The organism is Aeromonas sp. EERV15 (assembly GCF_900079845.1).
GTDB lineage: Bacteria > Pseudomonadota > Gammaproteobacteria > Enterobacterales > Aeromonadaceae > Aeromonas > Aeromonas sobria.
On sequence record NZ_FKKY02000001.1, the window covers coordinates 305,060 to 324,923 of the forward strand.

Consider the following 19,864-nt stretch of genomic DNA (forward strand, 5'->3'; position numbering starts at 1 on the left):
ATCTCCTACTCCTTTCCCGGATACTGGACAGCAACTATGTTCTAAAGATACGGATAGCAAGGAGGCTTGTTTATGAACGGAGGTGGGCTCTATCTGATCCCAGTTTGGCTACTGCTCAGTAGCAGTGTCGGGGCATTCGAATTGACTCAAAAGAGTCAAAGCCCCAGGCTGCCACTGCAAGATAAACGGGCCGCTACCGAAGTCTGGCGTTCCAGCCTGGATACCAACGACCTGCTCAAGGCCCCCAAAGCCCTCTCGTTTGGCATCGAGGTGTCTACCGATAGCGTTGGTAATCAGAAAATCACCTCCTACCCGCAACTTAATCTGACCCCGGAGAAGAGCGTCAGCCTGTCAGTCGAGCGCTTTCGACCCAAGGTCAAATTCAAGGCAGGGGGGATGCATACTTCCGTCAGATTACGCGGTGATGGGCTCAAAATGCAGTTCAGCCCGCTCGATAAGACCATTCCGCTGCAAATAGAGTTAAAGCTGACCGATGATGAATCATCCCTGCGCCTGGATTACCGCTTCTGACGGAACTCCCATCCCGCCAAGCAAAAAAAACCGACCGCATCACTGCGGTCGGTTTTTTTGATCAGCCTCTCGCGAAGGAGCTTACTCCTTGGCTTGCAGCTTGGAGATCCAGTACTTGTTATAAACATGCACGGTGATCTCTTCACGATCGTGATAGAGCTGCTTGGCCTGGATCACAAAGGCGTTATCGATCTCTTTAAGCATGCCACGCAACACCTCAATGTTGTGTACCGCTTCGGCATAGCGCTTCTTCATCGGCAGCTTTAGGTTAAACATCGCTTCTTGACAATCATTCTCACGGAACCAGTCCGCGATCATGTGGACGACCCGCGCCGGTTTCTCAACCATGTCGCACACCAGCCAGTAGGTATTCTTCTTGCTCGGACGCCAGACAAAACCATCATCGCGCAGGTGCTTGACCTGACCGCTATCCATCAGGGATTGGGCCATTGTGCCGTTATCCACTGCGGTTACCATCATGCCACGACGTACCAGCTGATGGGTCCAGCCACCCGGGCAAGCGCCCAGGTCCACTGCCTTCAGGCCGGAGCAGAGGCGCAACTCCCACTCTTCACGGGGAACAAAGACGTAAAACGCCTCTTCCAGCTTGAGGCTGGAGCGACTCGGTGCATCCGGCGGACAACGCAGACGCGGGATCCCCATGTGGAATTCGGAGTTGTTGAACGAGTAGGAGTAACCCAGCAACAGGTGATCGTTAGCCATGAAGAAGGCGTGGAACACCGGACGGTGCGGCGTCTCCTTCTTGGTCAGGCGATCATTGCTACGCAGCGCCTGACGCAGCGGCACAGTGAACTTGCGGCAGAAAGCTGACAGCTCTTTCGCTTCGTTGGTGTCAGCGGTCTCAACCCGTACATCACCACAAATGGTGTATTCACTGGTCGCTTCAATGATCGGTGAAATCCGATCGGAGACATCCAGATCCTTCAGCTCGTGGGTCACCACTAGCATCTGACGAATAAAGATAAGCTCTTTGAATGGCAGTTTGCGGGCCAACAGATCGGCCTGCTCCTCATCATACAACTCGAAGATCACATAACCGCTGTCGTCCTTGACCCGGGCAAAACCGTAGCACTGCATGCTACTGGCACGCTCGGTGATCTCTGCCGCCGCCTCTTTCTCAAAACCGGGGCGGCAATAAAGCAGCAGATTATTCATTTTTTCCTCCAAGACGACAGCCAGCCCATATCAGAGCTACCCATCCCAACATAAAACAGAGGCCACCAGCCGGGGTGATAAGCCCCAACCCTTTGCTGCCAAGCAGCACCATGGCGTAAATACTGCCGGAGAATCCGAAGATCCCCAGCACAAATGCGGTGCCAGCCAGGTTAATCACCTTGCTGCGCACGCCACAAAAGCCCAGTACCAGCAGGGCCAATGTGTGAAAAAACTGGTATTGCACGGCGGTATTGAATGCGGCCAACAGCGCGGGGGTAGTACCGCTCGCCGCCAGACCGTGAGCACCATAAGCGCCCAGCATGGTCCCGGTCAGGCCAAAAAAGCCCGCTAGAACAAGCCAATGTCGGTGGATCTGCATCCTCATTATTCCTGTCTTGTCAGGCCCGGCACATCAACCATCACCACTTGGCTACCCGCGCAGGGCAACAAAGTGCTTGATGGTATCCGCGGCATACTGCATGTTTTCCTGCTCGCTCACACCGCTGACTTTTCGTGGTTTGAAACCATGATCGCCATCGGTCAACCAATGGACCGATACGTTGGGTGAGAAGGGGAATTCTGCCAGTTCGGCGCGACTGCCGAAGGTGTCGCGTTCTCCCTGCAACAGCAGAGTAGGTACCTTTATTTGCTTGAGCACGTCCCCCCGCCAGCGGTCAGGCTTTGCCGGGGGGTGGAAAGGATACCCGAGAATGAGCAATCCTGCAGCATTCATCGCATCGCCACCGTCATGATATAACTCGGCGGCCATCCGTCCCCCCATCGACTTACCTGTCAAAAATAGCCGTGGATGAGCAAACTCCCGCACCATCTGGCGCCAATGCTCGAGTAACAGCGGCTGCCTGTCCGGCGGGCGGCGCTTGCCATCTTGTGCCCGTTTGGTCATGTAGGGGAAGTTAAAGCGCACCACTTCGATCTCGGGCCCCGCCAGCAGGCGTGACAGCTCCGCAAGAAAAGCATGATCCATCCCCGCGCCAGCGCCATGGGCCAGCAAAATGCGAACGGGGGCATCAACGGCCCCCTCCCTCAGCACATCAATCATCGCCGAGCAACGCCCTGCGCCGGGCTTCTTCCTGCTCCACCAGCTCCAGCATCCAGTCGCGGAAAGCAACGATCTTGCCCTGATCAGACTGTTGTTCCTGGCACACCAGGTAGAAGGCATTCTTGCTCACCAGCACCTGCTCAAACGGACAGATGAGACGACCCGCTTCGATCTCTGGCTGAGCCAGCACACTGTGGCCAAGGGCTACCCCCTGACCGTGGATAGCGGCCTGGATCACCATGGTCGAGTGGCTGAAAATAGGCCCCTGATTGACGTTGGGGGCATCGATATCGAGCTGGCGGAACCAGGCCTTCCAGTCGCGGCGTGAGGTATCGTGCAACAAGGTATGACGGATCAGGTCATCCGGTGTCCGGAGCGGCTTGGGCCCGGTCAGCAGCAAGGGGGAACAGACCGGGATCAGGTATTCGGTGTGCAATTTGTCGCACCGCAGGCCGGGCCAGTTGCCGCGCCCGTAATAGATGGCGACATCCACATCGTCAGTAAGCGCCCCTTCATCGAGGTCGACCGCCTTGATCCGCACATCGATATCCGGGTGACGCTCGCTGAAGCGCACCAGTCGTGGCACCAGCCACTGGATGGCAAAACTCGGCTGCAAACTGACGGTCAGCGCCCCCTTGGCGCTGCGGGCCAGCAACTTGTCGGTCGCCTCCGAGATGGAGGTAAAAATATCTTTGATGTCGAGAAAATAGCCCTGCCCCTCTTCGGTCAGCAACAAGGAGCGATTTTTACGGCGAAACAACTTGATACCAAGATACTCCTCCAGCGCCTTGATCTGATGACTGATGGCAGCTTGAGTCACAAACAACTCTTCTGCTGCGCGGGTAAAGCTTAAGTGGCGAGCCGCTGCTTCAAACGCCTTGAGGGCATTAAGCGGTGGTAAACGACGAGACATGACACCAGCCGACGATGAGTTTTTCTAATGGGGCGCATTATAATTTGTCGGTTGCGGGCAGACCAGTGAATAAACATAATTCGCCCAGCAATCAGTCGTCATATGGCTCACATTTTCTACTACATGTTGGTTTACATGTGTTTTTCGTGAGTCTTTCGACTGTGATTGTGGTGTTGTGTTACTTCCTCTGCGGGAAGAGGGGCTCAAATCTTCTCGATTTGACCCCGTCTGTCATCTGAATGTGTTTGGCGCCTCCAGTCGGATGGCGCCTTTTTTCATCCCTTTACACTTTGAACTGCCCCACCAACTGCTGCTGTTTATCTGCCAGTACCGACAACTCCCGACCATTTTCGGCAGAGGTCGCCGCTTCGGCACGGATGGTATGGCTCACATCGCGAATGTTGCTGACGTTGCGATTAATCTCGTCTGCCACCCGGCTCTGCTCTTGGGCTGCACGGGCAATCTGCTCGTTCATTTGATGGATGGTGGAAACTGACTGGATGATCTGCTCTAGCACCTGCACCGAGAGGTCCACCTTGGCGAGGGTCTCGTCCGCCTGAGCATGGCCATCGCGGATCGCCTTGACCACGGCGCCGGTACCGGATTGCAGCAGGCTGATCAGAGTCTGGATCTCGACGATGGCATTCTGGGTGCGACCTGCCAGATTACGCACCTCATCAGCCACCACCGCGAAACCACGGCCCTGCTCACCGGCCCGCGCCGCCTCGATCGCCGCATTCAATGCCAGCAAATTGGTCTGCTCGGCAATCCCCTGGATCACGATAAGGATGTCATTGATGTTGTCACTGTTGGCGGCGAGCCGTTCCACCACCGGCTGGGCATCGTTGATGATGTTCATCAGCTTGCGCATCGCTGCCTGGGTATCTGCGACCACATATTTACCCTCTTGCGCCGCAGCATCTGTGGTGTTGGCCGCCGCAACTGCAGAGCTGGCATTACCGGAGACCTGCAGCGCCGTGGCGCTGAGCTCTTCAAATGCGGTCGCCACCAGATCGATCTCCTGATACTGGGCCTGCATACCACTGCTGGTGCGCTCGGCAACTTGCGCCGCCTGCTCGGCACTGCTGCGGGTGCCGGCAACCGTATCAATCACCTGACTGATGGTGGATTGCAGCTTGTTGAGGAAACTGTTGAACCACTTGGCCAACTCGCCAATTTCGTCTTGTCGCTGGATCTCGATACGCTGGGTCAGATCCCCCTCACCGGTAGCGATGTCCTTGAGACGGGCCACCACGGCGTGAATAGGGGCCACTATCTGGCGCGCCATCAGCCAGATAAAAATCAACGCCACCAGTGAAATCAGCACCCCGATCATCAGCTGCGAGACCACGCTACGATTGGCCTCACTGGCAAGATCATCCTGCAGTTGCTGGGCCGAAGCGAGCACCACGGCCCTTGGCAACTCGATATAGATACCCCATTTACCGTCGGTACCCCGCATCGATACCGGCATAAAGGTTTGCAACAGGGCACCATCGCTGCTCCAGCGACTCAGCTCTTGTCCCTGGCTGAGCCACCCTTTCAGCTCGGTGGCCAACCCTTGATACTGCTGACCCAATCCGCGCCCCAGGGTCACCTCAAACTGATCCGCCCCCGCCACTCGCCCCTCATGGCTCACCAGCAATATCTTGCCTTGGCCGTCATAGAGCTCCTTATCCATCGCTGAAACCAGATTTTGCAAAGTGCTCAGGGAGATATCGACCCCGACCATTCCCAGCAATGTCCCCTGATCAAGCAAGGGTGCGGTGACCGAGGTGATCAAGACTTTTTTGTCGCCAACATCGTCCAGATAGGGCTCCAGCAAACAGAGTCCGCGGGAGCGGATACTGCAGCGATACCATTCGTTTTCGACCCCGCCAGCAGCGGTAGGTGTCTCGTCAGCAAGCACATCCTCGTTCTGCACCTCGGCAACCAGCTTGCCATTGTCATAGGCCCAGTAGGAGGAGAACCGTCCCTTGTCGTTGGCGCCAAGTTCGGTCGAGCCCTGATAATTGCTGTCCTCTCCATCCAGCTGGTCAGGCTCGAACACCGCGTATACCCCGAGCAAATTGGTGGATGAGGCGGCAGCATCGTGTAACTGCTGATTGATGGCACTGCGCAGCGCCTCCGAATGAACAAAGTTGTCGGCCGCATTCTTGCGCTGGAACAACACGCTCTCGGCCAGCAAACTGGCCCGAAAATAGGCCTCATCGAGATAGCTGGTCACCTTGGCCGCCTGTTCGGAGCCCATCGCCTTCATCCAGTTCTCGGCTGACTGCTGAGCATCCTGCATGGTGGCTTGTCGCACCTGTTGCTGCATCTTGTCCGCGTTATATATCGAGGAAGCGACCAGCGCAGCAGCGGTGACCAATAGACAGCAGCCAGCGATCAGGGTAATCCGGCCCTGGACAGAAAGTGCGCTCATGCCAATGTTCCTATGTAAGAGAGAGCGATATGGGTAGATTATCGACTTTATAAACAAAAACTTAACCATCCCACAGCAAATCCAGTGATAGCTGGTTAACCTCCCCCTCTTTTGGCAACCCCACCACCAGCCCCAGCAAGCGCACCGAACGCCCTTCCGCACGCAGCAGACCCTCTTTTAGCAAAGGGATAAACAGGCTGGCCTGATAGCCGCCTTGGCTGCGATAGACAGTAGTCTGATGGAAGTCGGCAAATTTTATTTTAATCCCCTGTCCCATCACCTGCTCGGCACAACAGGCAGCCTGGAAACGCCGCTCCAGCTCCGGCAGCAACTGCTGCAATACCGTCAAGCAAGCCTCCTCGTTCGACAGATCGCTTGCCAGCGTGGTCTCCACTCCGATGGTTTTGCGGATCCGGTGCGCCTGCACCGGCTGCTCATCCAGACCCCAGATCCGGGTCGTAAGCATCTCGCCCAACTTGCCAAAACGGCGGCACAGCTCGTCGGCAGGCAAGGCTCGCGCATCCTCACAGGTGTAAAGCCCCTGCGCCTCCAGCCGCTCGGCAGTCTTGCGACCGACCCCGGGCAGTTTGCCAAGGGGCAACTGGCAGACAAACTCCGCCACCTCATCGGGGCGAATGACAAACAACCCATCAGGCTTGCGCTGCTCCGAGGCGAGCTTGGCCAGAAACTTGTTCGGTGCCACCCCGGCCGAGGCGGTCAGGCCCAGTTCGCTGACAATGGCCTGACGGATCTCCTGGGCCATCAAGGTGGCACTGCCGCCGCAGCAGGTGCTATGGGTCACATCGAGATAAGCCTCGTCCAGCGACAGCGGTTCCACCAGATCGGTATAACGGAGGAAAATAGCCCTGAGCTGGCGGGAGATATCTTTGTAAACCGCCATTCGCCCGGGGATCAGCACCAGCGGCGGACAGAGCTTTTTCGCCAGTGCGCTCGGCATGGCGGAGCGCACCCCGAAGCGGCGCGCTACATAGTTGCAGGTCGAGATGACGCCACGCCGCTCGGAGGCACCACCGATGGCCAGCGGCACCTCCCGCAGTGAGGGGTTGTCCCGCATCTCCACGGCGGCAAAAAAGCAGTCCATGTCGATATGGATGATCTTGCGCATACCACTGTATAAATAAACAGACATAGCATCATCTTACCCCAAGGACAGCAGTAGCTCTATCTCTCTCATTGCGGCTAGAATAATAGACTCCAAGGAGACCTTTATCATCACAATGACAAGGAGCGTTCGGGATGAAATATGTTTGGCTGGGACTCTGTTTACTGCCGATGGCTGGCATCAGCAAGAACAACCCGACGGCAGAGTGCCGCTGGCTGTACGACCGGATTGAGATACTGGAACAGGCTATCAAGAAAGGGGACACGCTAGGTACCGAACAGGAGTTGTCGCGCTGGCGCGGGGAGTTCGAGAGCAAGCAATGTAAACAGTACGACTACTGAGCCGGACAAGATGGCGTGATCGACAACGGCTGATAACAAACGGGCCCCGGTCAAGATGACCGGGGCCCGTTTTTCAAAGCATGGCTAACTTGATTCATCAGCAGAGTGCGGTCAGGGCAGCACCATGGGGCCTGCCACCGCCATCGCCAGCTCATCCCCGCGCAGCACCCGTACCAGTTCGAGAGTAAACTCGATGGCACTGCCCGGCCCCTGACTGGTAATAAGGTGATGAGCCTCATCCCTGACCACCCGCTCACGGGACAACAACGATGTCGGTAGTTGGGGCTGAAAGGCGGGATGACAGGTGACGATGGCGCCATCCAGCAGGCCGTGATGTTGCAACACCACCACGGGGGCGGCACAGATGGCAGCGCGCCAGCGGCCAAGTACTGCCTGCTCTTTGAGCAGGTCGATTGCCAGCGGGGTATCGCGGATCACTTCGCTGCCGGGCAAACCGCCAGGCACTACGATAGCTTCAAAGTCCCGACTGGTCAGCTCGTCGATGTGACAATCGGCCACCAGTTGTACTCCGCGCGAGGCGCGGATCTGCCGTAACCCGGCAGGACAACAAGAGGCCAACACTACCTCGATGCGAGCACGCACCAGGGTATCAACGATGGCAACTGTCTCAATCTCTTCAGACCCAGGGGCCACCAGCACCAGTACACTCACTTCAGCCTCCTTGCAGCTTGCTCTGCCGTGTAAAAAGGTCAGACTGCCTGACTCTTCTCTTTGATCGCCTGATAGAGCCCCTGATTGACCGGTGCGGCGATACCATGCTTGGCCGCCTTGCTCAGCAGGAAGCCGGTGATGGCCTCAATCTCGGTCTCTCGTCCCAGCTCCATATCCTGATACATGGAGGAGTAGTTGTCGGCAGTCAACTCGACCACTGTCATCGCCCGGCGCTGCAGCTCTTCAGCCGTGGTGGCAATACCTTCGGCGCACATCACATCCGCCACTTCCACGCAGATCTGCTGCAGGACATCGGCAAAACGGGGGCCAGCCAGCTCGCCGTTTTTCAGCTTGTAGAGCGCAGTAAGCGGATTGATGGCACAATTTATCGCCAACTTTTGCCACTGACGAGCCAAAACATGCTCATCCCAGCCGGCCTGACCGAGGGCAACAGCAAGATCATCCGCCAATCCGGCATAAGCCTTGGCAGCCTCATTGATCGGGCCAAGCCAGGTTTCACCCTTGCCAGTATGGCGGAAGACAAAATGGCCGCAGCGCATGGCACCATGGCTGGTGACCCCGGCAATCACCGGATTGTGCGGGAACATCTCGACTACCTGCTCGGCAATCCCCATCCCGTTGTGCAGCAGCACAATCGGTACCGCGGCGTCCAGTTTACCTGCCAGCGGCGTCAGAGCGGCAATAACCTGGCTGGCCTTGGTCATCACCAGCAGACGCTTGATCTTGCCGGGTTTGCTGACAAATCCGCGCTCGATATTAAGCAGTTGCACCTGCCCTTCCAGCGAGGTGAAATCGGTCCCCGGATGGAGCGTGGACTGATGGTGATCGCGCAACAAGACACGGGTTGATTGGCCGCTGATGGTCAACAGGGAGGCAACCACGCCGCCGAGGGCGCCGCATCCCAACAGTGACCACTGCGGGATAACAGGTGGAATAACAGCAGGGGTAGCAAGCTGTCGGGAACTCTTAAATCCGCTTGGCATGATGTGACTCTGTCAGGGTAAGGGTTGCATTCCTCTCAACCTGTTACCGAAGGAAATTGAAGATATCATGAATGGACACTAACGGGTCCACCCGTTCTGTGCGCAGGGGATTCTAGCAGAGCGGCCCTATCAAAATCAGCAAATTTGCCGATTTTCTGGTAGATTTGCCCACCTATAGCGCAACATGAGGAGCCCTGAAATGCCGTCATTCGATATTGTCTCAGAAGTCAAAATGAACGAGGTGTTGAACGCCGTCGAGAACGCCAATCGTGAACTGGCGACCCGTTTCGATTTTCGTGGTGTTGAAGCCAGCTTCGAGCTGAACAAAGAAGAAGTAAAGTTGGAGGCTGATGCCGACTTCCAGCTCAAGCAGATGGTCGAGATCCTGCGCGCCGCCCTGCTCAAGCGCAATATTGAGAACAGCTCGATGGAAGCTGGGGACAGCGTTCACTCCGGCAAGCGCTTCCACCTGACCGTCAAGTTCAAGCAGGGGATCGAAAAAGAGATCGCCAAGAAGCTGGTCAAGCTGATCAAGGACTCCAAGATCAAGGTGCAAGTTGCCATTCAAGGGGATGAAGTGCGCGTCACCGGCAAGAAGCGTGACGATCTGCAAGAAGCCATGGCACTGGTGCGTGGCGCCGAGCTGGGTCAACCGATGCAGTTCCAGAACTTCCGCGATTAATTTATCCACTCAGCCGTGGCGCACTCATTGACTCGTGCCACGCTATAAATCGCAGCCATAAAAAAACCGGAGCAAATGCTCCGGTTTTTTGTACCCCAAGTTCTATTAAAACTTGTAGGTAGCGGAGAAATAGTGACCAAAGCCTGTAGTTTTCAAAGCATCACTATTCTGAATACCATAAGTATCGTTGAAATACTTCAGACCATAACCAACAGCATAACGATCGGAATGCCAGTAGATACCATGGAAGGTATTAGTCCCATCAGTGGAACTTCCTTCAGCATCAAACAAATGATCAAGGTAACCCTGATACGCCATGAAACTACCATTGGAGAAGGTATAGAAAGGCTTAAACCAGGTAATAGAGAACTGATATCCATTCCAGCCCTCACCGCTAGTGTCGAATTTTGTGCCGTTCTTTTTATCCGTGTCATCTTTACGTGGGATATTGTAAATACTGCCACTTTCGTTGACATGGCGCTTGTAAAGGTTCATGCCCATTTTACCAAACCAAGGCACTTCAACATCAGTACCCAAACCAACAAAAGATTCAAAAGAACCGTGGCTCCCGCCTGCGTTAAAGAGAGATGCAACATACAGTTCTTTGATAGGGCCAACTGAAAGGTCTTTACCTGTCAGAGCATCAATAGACATGCGAGGTGCAAACTTGATGAAGAGGTTCTCTTTGTCATGTTTGTCACTGTGTTTTGAATCAAAGATATCGAAAACATCGACGTAACCATACAGGTCAAAAATACCGGAACGACCACCGAACTCCATTTCGAAATAAGTGTCGTTGTAACCATCAGGGCCATGTGGCATCTGGTCAATGGTATGCATTACGTTGAACTGCATCCATTTAAAATCATTCTTGTGGATATCACCGCTGTAATCAGCAGCAAAGGCCGGGGTAGCGGCAGCAGCCAGCAGACCGGCAGCGATAAGCGTCTTGGTAAATTTGGCCATTTTATTGGTCTCTTGTACGTTAGTTGAGGTTTTCCGTAGCCTGCCCACAAGGAGCGAGAGCAATTCTAATCAAATAAAATAGGGGTAGAAACAACTTCTCGGGAACTTTATCCGGAAGTGTGAATCTAATCACCCCGCATTTTACGCAAACGCTTGCTATTTGTCAGTAGCAGATAGCAACTGATTCCCCTTTCTGGCTACCAAAACAATCAACAGTAACACCGGCAAGCCGAGCACACTGGTCGCGACAAAGAAGGTACTGTAGCCAATCTGCTCCACCACCTGCCCCGAGAAACCGGCCAGCAACTTGGGCAATAGCAACATCACCGAGCTGAACAAGGCGTACTGGGTCGCTGAAAACGCCACATTGGTCAGACTGGAGAGATAGGTCACGAAAGCCGCGGTTGCAATACCGGCGCTGAGGTTATCCAGCGAGATGATCAGGGTCAGCAGCTCCAGGTTGTGGCCCACCTGATGAAGCAGGGCGAACAGCAAATTAGTGCTGGCGGTGAGCAATGCGCCGAGAAATAGAATACGCAAGGTACCAAAACGCATCACCAGTATTCCCCCCAACGCGGCACCGACCAGGGTCATGATGACTCCAAATACCTTGGTGATACTGGCCACTTCGGTTTTGCTGAACTGCATATCCACGTAAAAACTGTTGGACATCACCCCCATCACCACATCAGCCACCCGGTAACAGGCGATCAGCGCCAAAATAAGCAGCGCCGAGCTACCATAGCGACGGAAAAAATCGGCAAACGGACACCAGACCGCTTCGTAGCCCCAGGCCCCCGCACTCGCCAGCAGAGCAGGCCAGCCTTTTTCCAGCAGCAGCGCCTTGCGCTCGGCCTGTTGCTCACCCTGCCCCGCCAGATCGATATCCGGTTCGTGACAAAACAGGGTGGTAATAACCCCGAGCGACATCAGGCCCGCCATCACCAGATAAGTAATTTGCCAGCCACGATAGTCATAACCGCTATTGCTGCCAAACCAGGCCGCCAGCGCCAACGCACCCGCGCCTGCCATGATCATCGCCAGCCGGTAACCGGTCATATAAGAGGCAGCCATCGCTGCCTGCAGCCGCTCGGGGGCGGACTCGATACGATAGGCATCAATGACAATATCTTGTGTCGCCGAGGCAAAGGCTACCAGCAGGGCAAACATCGCCAGTTGAGCCAACCCGGTCTTGGGATCGCAGAACGCCATGCCAACCAGCGCCGCGGCGATCAGCAACTGGGAGAAGAACATCCAGCTACGGCGACGACCCAGCAGTCTCGAGAGCAGCGGCAGCGGCATACGATCCACCAGCGGTGACCACAACCACTTGAAACCATAGGCCAGTGCAACCCAGCTCATGTAACCGATATCGGTCAGACTGACATCGGCTTCGCGCAACCAGAATGAGAGGGTACCGAACACCAGCAACAGCGGCAGGCCCGATGAGAAACCCATAGCAAAGAGAATAAATACCCGAAATTCGAGATAAACGGCGAGGGACTCTCTCCAGCTTGGTTTGCGGACCATGTTTAACTACCTGACGACTTTGGAAAAGTGCGCCATTTTGGCAGGTTGATGGCCGATAGCCAAGGCGAGCAAAGAGATCGGCGCAAAGAAGCCCGGATAGAGAAAAGGCACATCTCAAGCGGGATGTGCCTTGCATGGAGCATGACGGGATCGCAGTGACGAACCGCGTCCGGCGAGGTTACTTGCCGGCTTTCTTGTCGACTTTCTTGTCCGCCGCAGTTTCAGCCAGTAGCACCACCTTCTTCAGAATGATGGGGCTGGTTGGCACATCGTTGGCGCGCAGAATGGAGCTGTAACCGGTCTGCACCTGAGCCAGCTTGTCCAGCACATCCATCCCCTGTACCACCTGACCAAACACGGTATAACCCGCAGCGCCACCGGCGTTGAGGTTGTTGTTGTCGACCAGATTGAAGTAGAACTGGCGAGTGGCGCTGTCGACCGATTGGGTGCGGGCCATGGCAATGCTGCCGCGTTTGTTGGGCAGACCTCCACGAGACTCGTTGATCACGGGGTCAAAGGTGGGCAGTTGCTGGAACTGCTGGTTGTAGCCGCCCCCCTGCACCACAAAGTCCTGGATCACCCGGTGGAACAGGCTGCCATCGTAACTGCCATCAGCCACATAACGCAGGAAGTTCTTCACCGTCTGGGGGGCTTGTTTGGACGCCAGCTCCACCACGATATTGCCGTGGTTGGTCTCCAATCTCACTTTCGGGCCAGCAAATGCCAACGGGGCGATCAACATGGCCAGTAACCAGAGTTTTTTCATCATCAGACCCCTGCACCGCTCGGTTGACCTTTCAGGTAACCACGCAGCGCGTCATCCGCCATGATCTGTTGCAGCACGCTGCCCAGTTGCAGGTTCAGGGTCGATTCCAGATCGGCCATGCCCGGCTCGCTCGGGCTCTCCTTGCTGGAGGACATGTTGAACTGCTTGGTCAGACGGTTGCCCTGGAAATCAGCGATCACCTGCAGGCTGACGCGGGACTTGGTGACATAGGTAAAGGTCTTCTCTTCCACGTTGACCGCCGCATTGGAGATCACCAGTGTCAGGTTGGTGGTGCCACTGTTGCCCACTTCCAGACCCTGGCTGCGCAGCCCTTCGGCCAGCCGCTCGGCCATCAGCAGATTGAGCGGGCGTTCGCTATTGACCAGCACCGGCGCTTTCTCTTTATGTTTGATGGAGAAGACGTAGGCAGCCTCACGCTTGTCTACCCCTTCCATGGTAATGCGGTTGCCAGAGTAGTATTGTTGGTTGGCGGGGATCACCTGCGGATTGAGCAGCGCCGTCTCCGGCCAATGAGTGGCACACCCGCCCAGCATCAGGGCGGCCAGCAGCAAGAGTGACTTTTTCATCATGGTTTCCTTTGGCTTTAGCGTTTGATGGCTTTCAAAATAACGAATTTGCTGTTCGACGCAACGACTTGTGCGTTGGCAAACAAGCGTTTGAGTTTGTTGTGATAGTCCAGATGACGGTTGCCTACTATCCAGAGTTCACCCCCTTGAGGCAACACCCGGTGCGCATCACTGAACATCTGCCAGGCGATATGATCGGTGATCGCCTGCAGCTGATGGAAGGGGGGATTGCAGAGGATCCGATCTGCCGAACCGACCGCCACCCCGTCGAGACAGTTGTTGACCATAAAGCGGGCACGCGGCAGTGCATCGGGCAGATTGTGCTCGACGTTCAGCTGTGCCGAAGCGACCGCCATATAGGATTCATCGATAAAGGTCACCTCGACCTCGCTGTCTTTGGCCAGCAGCGAGAGGCCCAGCACCCCGTTGCCGCAACCCAAATCGATCACTTTCCGCGCACTGTTGATCGGTAAATTGTCCAGCATAAAGCGGGCACCGATATCGAGACTGGTGCGCGAGAAAACGTTGGCATGGTTGTGGATCAGCATGTCGGTCCCCTCCAGCGGCCAGACGGTCAGGAACGGATTGGTCAGCGCGGGTTGCTCTGCCTGCGGCTCGCAGTGAATGAGGCGCGCCTTTTTCCAAGCCAGCGAAGTACGGGTCGGCCCCAGATACTTTTCGAACAGCTTGAGCGTGGAGGTATGAATATCCTTCGCCTTGCCAGCGGCGATGACGCGGGTTGCCGGTGTCACCACCTGACGCAACGCCAGCAGTTGCTGCTCCAGCAGCGCTTGGTATTTGGAGACCTTGATCACCACCAGCACGGGGGCATTCGGCAGCGGTGCCAGCCCATCCTGCAGCGTTATCCCGTCAGCATCGAGTCCGTTGTCGGCCAGATTGGCCAAGGTCGCCCGTTCGCTGATATAGGAGTCGGTGACGCAGCAAGGGGAGTGAGGATGCAGGTATGCCGCCAGCGCCCCGAAGCCGTCATTCATGATGACCACCGGGCCCGCCTGCTCGAGGGGAGATTCAGCCAGGGTGTTGATCAGATATTCGTCAGCCGCATCCCAGGCTTGCAGGGTCTCCTGACTCTGGCGCGGATAGCGGTAGAGCATGAGCTGGCAGTGGGGAGTGTCGAGAAGGGTTTGCATAGGAAGAGTCCAACCTCGGCTTGGTTCGTGTATACAGGCGCCAGGGGTGACGCAAAGTGGCGCTATTCTAGCGAGGAGCAGAAATTTCACCAGTTCGATGCGCATCAAGCGGGCGAACGACGGCGATTTCTCCCTTTCGGGGGCTTATTCCATACCGCAACTGCCGCTAGAATGGCCCGACATTCACTCTGGAAGCAGACCCGATGACTATCCAACAACTGATTGCAGCCAAGCTGACCGCCGCCCTCTCCCCGACTCTGCTGGAGGTGATCAACGAAAGCCACATGCACCGTGTGGAACCGGGTTCAGAGAGCCACTTCAAGGTGGTGATCGTCTGCGAGCAATTTGCAGGGCAACGGCTGCTGGCTCGCCATCGCCAGGTCAATGCCATTCTGGCCGATGAGCTGGCAGGCGCTGTTCATGCACTGGCTCTGCATACCTACACAGAGAACGAGTGGCAGGAGAAGGGCAATGCCCCCCGTACCCCGAGCTGCGTTGGCAAGCCGTCCCTCTTCTGATCAAAGCGCAGCCCTCATCCCCCCCACTGGGGCGCGCCACACAAAAATGTAACAACTTTCCCCAATTAGACCGTAAAAGGCTACATCTAAAGGGGTGTTTTGCAGGGTGATCACTTTTGTTGATAGCTGAGATAACAACAAATACCCCTATCGAGGTATCCAAATAAAAAAACCTTTAAAACCACGACTTACAAGGCATCAGAGGCTTATTCATTGCAGGTTAATTTTGTGATGGCACGGGGATTTTGCCCATTTTGCATGGCAGAAAATGCACCTTAAGTGGTAAACTCAAGCGCTTTTGAGTGACCTTGCATGTTGAATAATTGTTAAGCCTGAATATTTGGCGTGACCACAGCAGCGGCTCATTCAACCACCCGTCGTGATGTATTTCTCGGCGCTAACCAACCTCTCTTCCCGTAACGGTAGTGCAATTGAGTATGATTACAATCAAAAGAGGACTGGACATCCCCGTGCTGGGTGCGCCAGAGCAAGTAATCTACGATGGCCCCGCCATCACCCGTGTTGCGACACTGGGCGAGGAGTTCGTGGGGATGCGACCTACTATGTTCGTCAAAGTAGGTGATCGCGTCATCAAAGGTCAGGATCTTTTTGAAGATAAGAAGAATCCGGGCGTTAAATTCACAGCTCCCGCCACCGGTGTGGTTTCAGAAATCAACCGTGGTGCCAAACGTATTCTCCAGTCTGTGGTCATCGACCTCGACGGATCTGATGAACAGGTGACCTTTGAGCATGTTGCTTCTGCCGAGCTGGCCAAGCTCGAGCGCAGCAAGGTGCAAGAGATCCTGATCACATCAGGTCAATGGACTGCATTGCGTACTCGTCCATTCAGCAAAGTGCCGGCGGTAGGCTCTGCCCCGCGCGCCATCTTTGTTACTGCTATGGACAGCAACCCGCTGGCCGCCAGTGCCGAGCTGATTATCAAGGAACAGCCCCAGGCATTCCTCGATGGTCTGGCCGTCCTGACCCGCCTGACCGACGGTAGCGTCTATGTCTGTAAAGGCGAAGGCAGTCTGCCCCACTCTCCGCTGGCTCAGGTCAAGGAAGAGATCTTCGTCGGGCCACACCCTGCCGGTTTGCCAGGTACCCATATCCACTTCCTGGATCCGGTCAGTAGCACCAAGGTGCAGTGGCATATCAACTATCAGGATGTGATCGCATTCGGCAAGTTGTTCACCACAGGTCAGATCTGCACCGACAAGGTGATCGCGCTGGCCGGTCCGAACGTGCTCAAACCGCGTCTGCTGCGTACCCGTTTGGGTGCCTGTATCAGCCAGTTGACCAACAATGAGCTGCGTGCCGACGAAAACCGTGTCATCTCCGGATCGATCCTCAGTGGTGCCAAAGCCGAAGGGGTTCACGACTACCTGGGCCGTTATCACAATCAGGTCTGTGCATTGGGTGAAGGTCGCGAGAAAGAGTTCCTTGGCTGGATCAACCCCAGCGCCAACAAGTTCTCGATCACCCGCACCACCCTCTCTCACCTGATGAAGGGCAAGCTGATCAACTTCACCACCACTACCAACGGTAGTGACCGCTCCATGGTACCGATTGGTAGCTATGAGCGGGTGATGCCACTCGACATCCTGCCAACCTTGCTGCTGCGAGACATGATCTCTGGCGATAGCGATGGTGCGCAAGCACTGGGCTGCCTGGAGCTGGATGAGGAAGATTTGGCGCTCTGTACCTTTGTCTGCCCTGGCAAGACAGAGTACGGCCCAGTCTTGCGTGAGTGCCTGACCAAGATTGAACTGGAAGGTTAAGCAATGAGTTTCAAGCAACTTCTTGAAAATATGGAACACCACTTCGAGCCGGGTGGCAAGTACGCCAAGTACTACGCCCTGTTCGAAGCGGCGTACACCCTGTTCTACACCCCGGGTACCGTTACCCGCAATGCTGCCCACATCCGTGATGCGCTCGATCTGAAGCGTATGATGATCATGGTGTGGCTGGCCGTGTTCCCGGCGATGTTCTGGGGCATGTTCAACGTCGGTAACCAGGCGATTGCCGCCATTGCCCATATGGGCTCCGCTGCTGGTGCCAGCAGCTGGCAATATGCGCTGGCGACCATGCTGGGCGCCTCCCTCGATCCGGCTGTCGCCGGTATCGGCAGCAAGATGCTGATCGGCGCCACCCACTTCTTCCCAATCTACCTGACCGCATTCCTGGTCGGTGGCTTCTGGGAAGTGCTGTTCGCCATGGTGCGCAAACACGAGATCAACGAAGGCTTCTTCGTCACCTCGATCCTGTTTGCCCTGATCGTGCCGCCAGAGCTGCCCCTGTGGCAAGCTGCGCTGGGTATCACTTTCGGTGTGGTAATGGCCAAAGAAGTGTTCGGTGGTACCGGCAAGAACTTCCTGAACCCGGCTCTTGCGGGTCGTGCGTTCCTGTTCTTCGCCTACCCGGGCCAGATCTCCGGTGATGCAGTCTGGGTTGCCGTTGACGGCTTCTCCGGCGCGACTGCCCTGAGTCAGTGGGCTCAAGGCGGCCAGATGGCACTGATCCACGGTGCAACCGGCCAGGCTATCAGCTGGATGGACGCTTTCCTTGGTAACCTGCCAGGTTCCATCGGTGAAGTCTCTACCCTGATGATCCTGCTGGGTGCCGCCATGATCGTCTACATGCGGATCGCCTCCTGGCGCATCATTGCAGGTGTGATGATCGGTATGATCGCTACCTCCCTGCTGTTCAACGTCATCGGTTCCGATACCAACCCCATGTTCAGCATGCCGTGGCATTGGCATCTGGTACTGGGTGGCTTCGCCTTCGGTATGGCCTTTATGGCGACCGACCCTGTCTCCGCAGCCTTTACCAACAAGGGCAAGTGGTGGTATGGCGCATTGATCGGCGTCATGGTGGTGCTGGTTCGTGTGGTCAACCCTGCATTCCCGGAAGGCATGATGCTGGCCATTCTGTTTGCGAACCTGTTTGCTCCCCTGATGGACCACTTCGTCGCTCAGGCAAACATCAAGCGGAGGATTGCTCGTGGCGTTTAATAAAGATTCAACCCTCGGCACCATCAGCGTGGTTACCGGCCTGTGTCTGGCCTGTTCCATCGTGGTATCCGTTGCCGCTGTTGGCCTGCGTTCTACCCAGCAGGAAAACAAGGCGCTCGACAAACAGAGCAACATTCTCGCCGTCGCCGGTGTGGATGTGAGCGAGGTTGCCAAGCGTGACCTGGCCAAGCTCTACGGCGAGAAGATTGAAGCTCGTCTGGTGGATCTGACTACCGGTGAGTTTGTTGATGGCGATGCTGACAACTTCGATAGCAAGCTGGCAGCCAAAGATCCGGCCAAGAGCATCCGCCTCGCTACCGCGGACGACAAAGCCAGTCTGCGCCAGATCTCCAGGCTGATCCCGGTATTCTTCGCCAAAGACAGCGAAGGCAAGATCGACAGCATCATCCTGCCCGTCTACGGTCAGGGTCTGTGGTCGACCATGTACGCCTTCGTTGCGGTAGCTGCTGATGGCCAGACCATCAAAGGCATCACCTACTATGACCACGGTGAAACCCCGGGTCTGGGTGGCGAGATCGAAAACCCGGCCTGGCAGGCACTGTTCAAGGACAAGAAACTGTTCGGTGAGGATGGCATGCCGGCGTTGCGCGTCATCAAGGGCCATGCTCCGGAAGGTTCCGAGCATGATATCGATGGTCTGTCCGGCGCTACCCTGACCGGTAACGGCGTTCAACATACCTTCGACTTCTGGATGGGTCCCAAGGGCTTTGGTCCTTTCCTGGCCAAGGTTCGTGCAGGAGAAATCAACAATGGCTGACAAGAGCGAAATGAAGAAGTTGCTGTTGACGCCGGTGCTTGGCAACAACCCCATCGCCTTGCAGGTGTTGGGTGTCTGTTCTGCACTGGCGGTTACCAGCCAGATGAAGACAGCGTTTGTAATGACCCTGGCGGTCATGGCGGTCACCGCCTTCTCAAACCTGTTTATCTCTCTGATCCGCAATCACATCCCGAACAGTGTCCGGATCATCGTCCAGATGGCGATCATCGCCTCACTGGTTATCGTGGTTGACCAGGTGCTCAAGGCCTATGCCTATGACATCTCCAAGCAGCTGTCGGTATTCGTGGGTCTGATCATCACCAACTGTATCGTGATGGGTCGTGCCGAAGCCTACGCCATGAAGAGCGCCCCGCTGCCCTCCTTCCTGGATGGTATCGGCAACGGTCTGGGTTATGGCGCTATTTTGCTGAGCGTCGCAACCGTTCGTGAACTGCTGGGCTCCGGTACCTGGTTCGGTTTCGAACTGCTGCCGCTGGTGAACAATGGTGGCTGGTACGTGCCAAACGGCCTGCTGCTGCTGCCGCCGAGTGCATTCTTCATCATTGGTCTGATCATTTGGGGCGTTCGCACCAAGGATCCCAAGCAGGTGGAGGCGAAGGATTAAGG

The 19,864-nt window shown here is 56.0% G+C and carries 21 protein-coding genes; 8 read left to right on the forward strand and 13 right to left on the reverse strand.

Features of this window, described 5'->3' with window-relative positions; translation table 11 throughout:
• Positions 1 to 72 precede the first annotated feature (72 nt).
• Positions 73 to 531 (forward strand): hypothetical protein, encoded by a 459-nt coding sequence (locus BN4575_RS01345; RefSeq protein WP_068976821.1) that lies wholly within the window; start codon positions 73 to 75, stop codon positions 529 to 531.
• 81 nt (positions 532 to 612) lie between these two features.
• Here BN4575_RS01345 and rlmM read toward each other — a convergent pair whose 3' ends face one another.
• The 6 genes from rlmM to dinB all read right to left on the reverse strand — a co-directional run bounded on the left by rlmM (position 613) and on the right by dinB (position 7,231).
• Complete coding sequence (gene rlmM, locus BN4575_RS01350; protein WP_068976822.1) at positions 613 to 1,707, reverse strand: 23S rRNA (cytidine(2498)-2'-O)-methyltransferase RlmM; 1,095 nt, start codon at positions 1,705 to 1,707, stop codon at positions 613 to 615.
• Complete coding sequence (locus BN4575_RS01355) at positions 1,700 to 2,086, reverse strand: DUF423 domain-containing protein (RefSeq protein WP_068976823.1); 387 nt, start codon at positions 2,084 to 2,086, stop codon at positions 1,700 to 1,702. The genes rlmM and BN4575_RS01355 overlap by 8 nt, the downstream gene beginning before the upstream one ends.
• 51 nt (positions 2,087 to 2,137) lie before the next feature.
• On the reverse strand, positions 2,138 to 2,767 hold the full coding sequence (locus BN4575_RS01360; protein ID WP_068976824.1) for an alpha/beta family hydrolase: 630 nt from the start codon (positions 2,765 to 2,767) through the stop codon (positions 2,138 to 2,140).
• On the reverse strand, positions 2,760 to 3,680 hold the full coding sequence (locus tag BN4575_RS01365; protein ID WP_042019998.1) for a transcriptional regulator GcvA: 921 nt from the start codon (positions 3,678 to 3,680) through the stop codon (positions 2,760 to 2,762). Before BN4575_RS01365 ends, BN4575_RS01360 begins: the two co-directional genes overlap by 8 nt.
• Positions 3,681 to 3,963: 283 nt before the next feature.
• A complete protein-coding gene (locus BN4575_RS01370; RefSeq protein WP_068976825.1) occupies positions 3,964 to 6,105 on the reverse strand; it encodes a methyl-accepting chemotaxis protein in 2,142 nt (713 codons plus the stop codon).
• 61 nt (positions 6,106 to 6,166) lie between these two features.
• On the reverse strand, positions 6,167 to 7,231 hold the full coding sequence (dinB, locus tag BN4575_RS01375) for a DNA polymerase IV (RefSeq protein WP_068976826.1): 1,065 nt from the start codon (positions 7,229 to 7,231) through the stop codon (positions 6,167 to 6,169).
• A 131-nt stretch (positions 7,232 to 7,362) separates the two neighbouring features.
• Between dinB and BN4575_RS01380 the strand changes: the two genes are divergently transcribed.
• On the forward strand, positions 7,363 to 7,569 hold the full coding sequence (locus BN4575_RS01380) for a hypothetical protein (protein WP_042019992.1): 207 nt from the start codon (positions 7,363 to 7,365) through the stop codon (positions 7,567 to 7,569).
• A 111-nt stretch (positions 7,570 to 7,680) separates the two neighbouring features.
• Here BN4575_RS01380 and BN4575_RS01385 read toward each other — a convergent pair whose 3' ends face one another.
• Both BN4575_RS01385 and BN4575_RS01390 read right to left on the reverse strand, forming a co-directional pair.
• A complete protein-coding gene (locus tag BN4575_RS01385; protein ID WP_068976827.1) occupies positions 7,681 to 8,241 on the reverse strand; it encodes a DJ-1 family glyoxalase III in 561 nt (186 codons plus the stop codon).
• Positions 8,242 to 8,279: 38 nt separating this feature from the next.
• The gene (locus BN4575_RS01390) at positions 8,280 to 9,245 is read right to left on the reverse strand and encodes a ketopantoate reductase family protein (protein ID WP_068976828.1); all 966 of its coding nucleotides are present in this window, start codon (positions 9,243 to 9,245) and stop codon (positions 8,280 to 8,282) included.
• 199 nt (positions 9,246 to 9,444) lie between these two features.
• Between BN4575_RS01390 and BN4575_RS01395 the strand changes: the two genes are divergently transcribed.
• Positions 9,445 to 9,927, forward strand: a complete 483-nt coding sequence (locus BN4575_RS01395; RefSeq protein WP_042019988.1) for a YajQ family cyclic di-GMP-binding protein — start codon at positions 9,445 to 9,447, stop codon at positions 9,925 to 9,927.
• 105 nt (positions 9,928 to 10,032) lie between these two features.
• On the opposite strand, the gene BN4575_RS01400 is transcribed toward BN4575_RS01395, so the two are convergent.
• From BN4575_RS01400 to BN4575_RS01420, 5 genes are all read right to left on the reverse strand, one after another.
• Positions 10,033 to 10,893, reverse strand: a complete 861-nt coding sequence (locus tag BN4575_RS01400) for a nucleoside-specific channel-forming Tsx family protein (protein ID WP_068976829.1) — start codon at positions 10,891 to 10,893, stop codon at positions 10,033 to 10,035.
• 156 nt (positions 10,894 to 11,049) lie between these two features.
• Positions 11,050 to 12,423 carry an AmpG family muropeptide MFS transporter gene (locus BN4575_RS01405; protein ID WP_068976830.1) on the reverse strand — a complete coding sequence of 458 codons (1,374 nt, stop codon included), beginning with the start codon at positions 12,421 to 12,423 and terminating at the stop codon, positions 11,050 to 11,052.
• Positions 12,424 to 12,601: 178 nt separating this feature from the next.
• Positions 12,602 to 13,189: a peptidylprolyl isomerase gene (locus BN4575_RS01410; protein ID WP_042019982.1), complete on the reverse strand. Its 588-nt coding sequence runs from the start codon at positions 13,187 to 13,189 to the stop codon at positions 12,602 to 12,604.
• A 2-nt stretch (positions 13,190 to 13,191) separates the two neighbouring features.
• Positions 13,192 to 13,776, reverse strand: a complete 585-nt coding sequence (locus BN4575_RS01415) for a YajG family lipoprotein (protein WP_042019980.1) — start codon at positions 13,774 to 13,776, stop codon at positions 13,192 to 13,194.
• A gap of 17 nt (positions 13,777 to 13,793) precedes the next feature.
• Complete coding sequence (locus tag BN4575_RS01420; protein ID WP_068976831.1) at positions 13,794 to 14,927, reverse strand: methyltransferase; 1,134 nt, start codon at positions 14,925 to 14,927, stop codon at positions 13,794 to 13,796.
• Positions 14,928 to 15,130: 203 nt separating this feature from the next.
• Here BN4575_RS01420 and BN4575_RS01425 point away from each other — a divergent pair, with 203 nt between their 5' ends.
• From BN4575_RS01425 to BN4575_RS01445, 5 genes are all read left to right on the forward strand, one after another.
• On the forward strand, positions 15,131 to 15,445 hold the full coding sequence (locus tag BN4575_RS01425; RefSeq protein WP_068976832.1) for a BolA family protein: 315 nt from the start codon (positions 15,131 to 15,133) through the stop codon (positions 15,443 to 15,445).
• A gap of 437 nt (positions 15,446 to 15,882) precedes the next feature.
• Complete coding sequence (locus tag BN4575_RS01430; RefSeq protein WP_042019975.1) at positions 15,883 to 17,226, forward strand: Na(+)-translocating NADH-quinone reductase subunit A; 1,344 nt, start codon at positions 15,883 to 15,885, stop codon at positions 17,224 to 17,226.
• Positions 17,227 to 17,229: 3 nt separating this feature from the next.
• On the forward strand, positions 17,230 to 18,459 hold the full coding sequence (locus BN4575_RS01435; RefSeq protein ID WP_068976833.1) for an NADH:ubiquinone reductase (Na(+)-transporting) subunit B: 1,230 nt from the start codon (positions 17,230 to 17,232) through the stop codon (positions 18,457 to 18,459).
• Positions 18,449 to 19,237: a Na(+)-translocating NADH-quinone reductase subunit C gene (locus BN4575_RS01440; RefSeq protein WP_042019969.1), complete on the forward strand. Its 789-nt coding sequence runs from the start codon at positions 18,449 to 18,451 to the stop codon at positions 19,235 to 19,237. The genes BN4575_RS01435 and BN4575_RS01440 overlap by 11 nt, the downstream gene beginning before the upstream one ends.
• Entirely contained in the window at positions 19,230 to 19,862 is a 633-nt protein-coding gene (locus tag BN4575_RS01445) for an NADH:ubiquinone reductase (Na(+)-transporting) subunit D (RefSeq protein ID WP_042019967.1), read from the forward strand. Before BN4575_RS01440 ends, BN4575_RS01445 begins: the two co-directional genes overlap by 8 nt.
• The last annotated feature ends 2 nt before the right edge of the window (positions 19,863 to 19,864 follow it).